Genomic DNA, 4,653 nt, shown 5'->3' with positions numbered 1-4,653 from the left:
CCGGGCCTTTGGAGTCGCACTGGCCGCGTAGTCGTGCGCCTTCGCGCACCGGATGCACGCCAGTTCTCGACGTGTTCGGCGGTGCGACTCCCCTGGTTCGACCGACTGGGATGTCGGATTCGGGACTTGCGGATGCCTTCGCAGAAGCGATGCGGCGTTCGAATTGTGCTCGCCCCTATGAGGCTCGGCCTGGCGTGTTCGTTCGCTGTCAGTCGCGGCGTTCGGCAGCGTGCCCGTCGTGCGCGGCACAGTATCGCGGCGATCGGCAGCGGCTCGCGCGCTCGGGCATGTACGACGCTGACGGCCAGCCCGTGAAGGGCTTCCGCTACTACTTCATCACGCTCAGCGCCCCAAGTTTCGGCGCCGTTCACCGAGTCCCGAAGCCGTGAGAGAAAGCACGGCGACGATGTGCATGTGGCACCAGACACGCACCCACCGACGTCGATTTACGCGGCCTCCCGGTCGATCTGGACGGATACGACTATGGCAGTCAAGTGGCGTGGCACGGCGTGGTGTCGAGGCTGTGGGATGCGATGCGGCGGCGCGCTCCGTCGATGGAGTATTTCGTGGTGCGAGAAGTTCAAGCGCGGATAGCGCTGCATCTGCACGCGGTAGTGCGGGTGCCGGATCACGTGCCGGTGTCGGCTGCGGCGACGGGGGCAGCTGCTCGCGCTGCTACGGCTGCGCATCCAGTGACGGGTGAAGTGGCCTCGTGGGAGCAAAAGGACGTACGGGATCGCGAGATTCAGCCTCGACGCTCTCGGGAGGAAGACATTTCGCCGGACATGTCCACGGCTGCGGCGCGCGTAATCGGATACGTCTCGAAAGCCCTGAACTACAGCTTGAAGGACATCGTTCCGGGTCAGGATACCGCCGACAGCGACCCGTCATTGGAACGATTCGAGTTCGTGGGTCGGCTACGGCAAGCTGCACGGTTCCAGGTCCGGTGCAAGGACTGCCCGCCATCGGGTGCAACGGATTGCTCGAAGCGTGCTCATCGTTCGCTGGGGTATGGCGGGCATACCGTGACGATGAGCCGCCCAACGAAACAGCGTCCGGGTCGGTCATTCGCTCACCTGACCCGCAAGAGGATACGGGAGGAGCGGATGGTGTGGGCAGCTGCGAATTCGACGCAGGATGACAGCGGCGGGATCGGACACGATGAGGTCTGGTGGGCAAGTTATGCCGCTGATCTGAGGGCGCGTCGTGCTCGGGAGGCTTGGGAATCTCGACAGCACGCCCGCGCGCCGTAACGGCAACTGCTCAGGCCAGCCTCACTGGTGACGGTGGGGCTATTCGGCGTGTTCGAATTCGAGGGCAAAGGCGTTTACGCCTGCGGCAGCTGCGATATGGACGCGAGTAGTTCGAGATTGCCGACATGAGAGGGTCGGATTCCGGCGAGGGCTGGGGGCGGGCGGCGTGGACCGGCGTAGCCGCACGCCGCGACGCCCCCCCCAGCCCTCGGACCCCGCGAAGCGGGGTCCTTCTTGTTCATGGATGGGAACTTTCCGTGCCGATGGCGGTCGTGTCGATGATGTCGGAGACGGACGATAGGCTTGGCGGAGACGAGAGGAAAACCGCCGTGACGACAGTCGTGCGACGCATCAAGGACGTAACTCAGCCTCGCGGCGGGTACATCAATCCGAAGTCGATGGCGATGATCCAGCTGGATGACGGCAGGCCGTCGCCTCTCGATCACAAGGTGGAGAATATTCACGCTTCGCTGGTGGGCATGGCCGTGGACTACCTCACGCGTCTTGCGACTGGCGCTGATCCCCAGGAGGCGTTTGCCATATCGATCAGGGGCGCGGCATCCATCGGGCGTGCTGAACTTGCGACCGCTGAGGCAGAGGTCGCAAGTCTCGTCGCGGGCAAGGTTGATAGCTACGCGATCTTGTCAGCCTGCAAGCTCGCGGGTTACGACGTGGGCTATCGAGTCGGACCGACGATGTACAACCCGGACGCGCGCACGAAACCCGACAGAATCACGACCGACCACATTGCGGCGATGGTCGAGCGCTCCCTAGCCTTCTTTCGGAGCTACGGGCCTGTCACTCTCGGCGGGTTCACCTTCCCTGGTGGCTACAGCGATGTAGTAACGGCAGGCGATGGCGATTTCCTCACGACTGACACGCTGTGGGATTTCAAGGTATCGGTGAGCGGCCCCACGAAAGATCACACTCTCCAAGTGCTCATGTACTTGCTCATGGGTCTGCGCTCTGGCCAGCCGGAGTTCGAGAGCGTCACGCATTTGGGCGTTTTCAATCCACGCCTGAATACCGTGTATCGCATTGCCCTTGCGGACGTGCCCGCCGATGTCGTCGCGACAGTCAGCCGCGACGTTATCGGTTACTGAGTCGCCACCCCCAGGTAGGCGGGCCGTTCGTCGTCATTGGACGTCAAGACGGCTCGGTGCCCCCGGGACCGAAGTATTTGCTGTTGAGCTTCCACTTGCTCAGCGTGCTGAGGCTGACGCCCAAGGGCGGTCCGACCTGGCGGAGCGTGAAGCCTTCATGAAGGGCAAGCTCAGCGAGAGCGCGCTCAATGTGAAGTAGCTCGTTCCGCGCTTCTTCGGATGAACGAGGGCGCTCTTTATGCGCATCTCTTCATCCACTCGCTGAAGCTCTGCGGAGGAATCGGGCTGGAGAGAGCTTTGCGAGGTGCGCGAGTAGACGAGACGGCTCATCGTTCGTCTTCGTTCGTCCTTGCGTGTTGCTGACTGTCAGGGGGCCCGATCTCACTGATACTGAGATCGGACCCCCTCGAGGTCGTATGCGCTGCGCGAGCTCAGCCCGCTCTGCGCGCGTTCGTCTGACCGGATCGCTCCGTGACAGACGTAGCAGGGTGCCTCGCCGCAGTCGATTTCGAGACGAATCTGCCGGTGGATGACGAGCGGGTGACCGTTTTGCGCCTGTTCAGGCGCTTCGTCATCTTCTCCTGGATCGAGCGAGCGTGCTCGAGCGCCTGTTCGGTGTCTTTGCTCATCTGTCCTCCGATCGGAAGCGACCTCGTCGCTGCCGTTCTCACGGTTCCTCGCGTTGGTTCCGAGCGATGACCGCCTGCGCGACGGCCAACGCTATGCGCTCATCATCCTCCGTCAACCACGGCATGTCACTGAGAGCGTCCATCATCGCCAACCCCATCTCCCGTTCCGCGGGTGTGTCGCTGAGTGCCTTCTCGATCGTCCAGGACCAGCGCGTCCAGCTCTGTTCGCGCGCGGTGAAGTTCTTGGTCACTCGCCGAGTGGAGATCCCATCGACCACGGTCACGACAATCGCGGCAAGTCCTACGACGCCCGCGATGAGAGCGGCGATGAAGGTCGCGACGGCGCCGTCCTCCCACCCGCTCATGCGGTCGCACCGGTCTGTCGGCACGCCGGGTCTAGTGGAAGGGCGGGGGCAATTAACGTCGACGCGTTCATCGCGGCGTTCGGCGCCGCTCCGGCCGCCTTCGGTTCCGCACCTGTCATGCCACAACGATAGGGCGAGTGCGAAGCGCCGCATCGTCGGGGTCACCCACCTCGCTCCCGCTGTGCCACGCGAGCACCCGTTCGCAGGTCCCTTAGTCCAGGCCGTGCTCCTTTGTGATCTCGTCGGCTTCTGCGGTGTAACCCCGTGCGCGCAACTCCTTCACGAAGACGTCGATCGGAGGCATACACGACATGTATGGCTCGTCGCAGCGGCCGGTGTAGAGACCTCCGCCAGGTGAGCTGTCCAGGCCTCCCTTGTTGAACGGGTCAAGTCCACCTCCGTTGAACCGATCCAGCCCGCCGCCGTTGAACCGATCCAGCCCACCTCCGTTGAAGTGGTCGGCTCCTCCGCCATCGAACGGGTAGAGGCCTCTACCCTCTACGGTGCTCAGCCCACCGCCAACGCCGCTGTACCTGTCGCGCGGCCAATTCCTCTTCATCACAGATCCTCCCGCTACGCCAGTTCCGACACCTTGCCAGGTGCCACCGACAACGGGCCAGGTTCCGTGGCTGCGGTTCCAAACGGGGCAGGGTCGGAGGAGAACGCCGCCGACGCGCACGCCCGCAGCCGAACCGCGGAGGATGCGGCGCGGCTCGTTGGTTGGAGTACAGCGACGCTCTACCGCCAACAGTCCGCCGCCGCCCAGCGCGCGGCGGTCGAGTACGCGAACGACCGGAGCTAGTTCTCTCGGCCAGGCGGCGTGCGCCTGAGTTGACTGGAACCCATAGAAGGGTCACCTGAGAACGCGTCGAAACACGATTCGCAGGAGGGAGGAAGGTCGATGGAACCTTGTAAAACGGGTTCTGACCAGGGGAAAACTGGCGGAGTCGGTGGGATTTGAACCCACGGAACCCAATAAAGGGTTCTCCACCTTAGCAGGGTGGTGCACTCGACCGGACTATGCGACGACTCCTGAGCGCCCGCGGGCGGACGCACGACGACCATCATAACCGCACGCAGGAGGCGGCTGCGACACGCGCGCACGGCGCCACTGCCGGGGGTGGCAGTCGTCGCGCCGCCCGCTACTGGTCCGAGAGCGAGCGGCCGACGCTGCAGGTCTCCTGCTGCGCCGTCTGACCGGAGACGTCGCTCGGGAGCGTCACCGGGCCGTCGGGACTGGCGGGGGTGGCGGGATCGGTGGTCGCGGGTGCCGCGGTGGGCGCCGGATCCGTCGGCGCGGGGG

At 64.3% G+C, this 4,653-nt stretch carries 3 protein-coding genes, 1 tRNA gene and 2 pseudogenes; 3 read left to right on the top strand and 3 right to left on the bottom strand.

Translation table 11 applies throughout. The annotated features are described in order from the left end of the window. The first annotated feature begins 110 nt into the window (after positions 1 to 110). Positions 111 to 1,253: pseudogene (locus ACH61_RS19130) on the top strand (replication initiator). Positions 1,254 to 1,582: 329 nt separating this feature from the next. Beyond that, entirely contained in the window at positions 1,583 to 2,356 is a 774-nt protein-coding gene (locus ACH61_RS14025) for a hypothetical protein (protein ID WP_068213181.1), read from the top strand. A 667-nt stretch (positions 2,357 to 3,023) separates the two neighbouring features. On the opposite strand, the gene ACH61_RS14020 is transcribed toward ACH61_RS14025, so the two are convergent. Next, positions 3,024 to 3,236: a hypothetical protein gene (locus tag ACH61_RS14020; RefSeq protein ID WP_199220886.1), complete on the bottom strand. Its 213-nt coding sequence runs from the start codon at positions 3,234 to 3,236 to the stop codon at positions 3,024 to 3,026. 325 nt (positions 3,237 to 3,561) lie between these two features. Continuing rightward, a complete protein-coding gene (locus ACH61_RS16480; RefSeq protein WP_082845285.1) occupies positions 3,562 to 3,909 on the bottom strand; it encodes a hypothetical protein in 348 nt (115 codons plus the stop codon). Between the two features lie 105 nt (positions 3,910 to 4,014). Between ACH61_RS16480 and ACH61_RS17040 the strand changes: the two are divergent. Continuing rightward, positions 4,015 to 4,152: pseudogene (locus tag ACH61_RS17040) on the top strand (recombinase family protein); the annotation flags it as partial. A gap of 137 nt (positions 4,153 to 4,289) precedes the next feature. Here the strand turns inward: ACH61_RS17040 and ACH61_RS14015 are convergent. Then, positions 4,290 to 4,383 (bottom strand) — tRNA-Ser (locus tag ACH61_RS14015). Positions 4,384 to 4,653 lie beyond the last annotated feature (270 nt).

The sequence above is a fragment of the Rathayibacter tanaceti genome (assembly GCF_001634385.1).
GTDB classification, from domain to species: domain Bacteria; phylum Actinomycetota; class Actinomycetes; order Actinomycetales; family Microbacteriaceae; genus Rathayibacter; species Rathayibacter tanaceti.
The sequence above is the reverse complement of the archived record's forward strand: the minus strand, read 5'-3'. Positions and strand labels throughout refer to the sequence as shown.

Excerpts from the sequence above, each read along its gene's own strand:
- ACH61_RS16480 (WP_082845285.1), bottom strand. The coding sequence starts at position 3,909 with ATGAAGAGGAATTGGCCGCGCGACAGGTACAGCGGCGTTGGCGGTGGG.